Source organism: Neisseria sp. P0009.S008 (assembly GCF_051958615.1).
Lineage (GTDB): Bacteria > Pseudomonadota > Gammaproteobacteria > Burkholderiales > Neisseriaceae > Neisseria > Neisseria subflava.
On the sequence record NZ_JBQCVG010000054.1, the window covers coordinates 1 to 286 of the forward strand.

General features: G+C 47.2%; 1 pseudogene. It reads left to right on the top strand.

From position 1 onward, the window contains the following. Positions 1-45: 45 nt before the first annotated feature. Positions 46-286 (top strand): annotated as a pseudogene (locus ACTHSQ_RS11215) (outer membrane beta-barrel protein); the annotation flags it as partial.

Here is a 286-nt window from a genome sequence, read left to right on the forward strand (position 1 = left end):
TTCTCTAACTTATCATATTGATTCTAACAAAGAAAAGGAATATACATGCAAAAAACCACCCGCTTCTGCTTTGCCGTTTTGGCATTGTCAGCCGCCGTCTGCACACAGGCTGCCCGTCCTGTCGAGTTTACCGTGGGTACGGAATATTACAAAGAGAATTATCGGGAATATAAAGACGGCGAGCGCCTTATGCGTCAAAAGGGAAACCTGTGGTCTCTGACAGGCGGCGTCAAATATCGCTTTAACGACCGCCATGCAGCAAAATTAGAAGGACGCTACTCCCGAG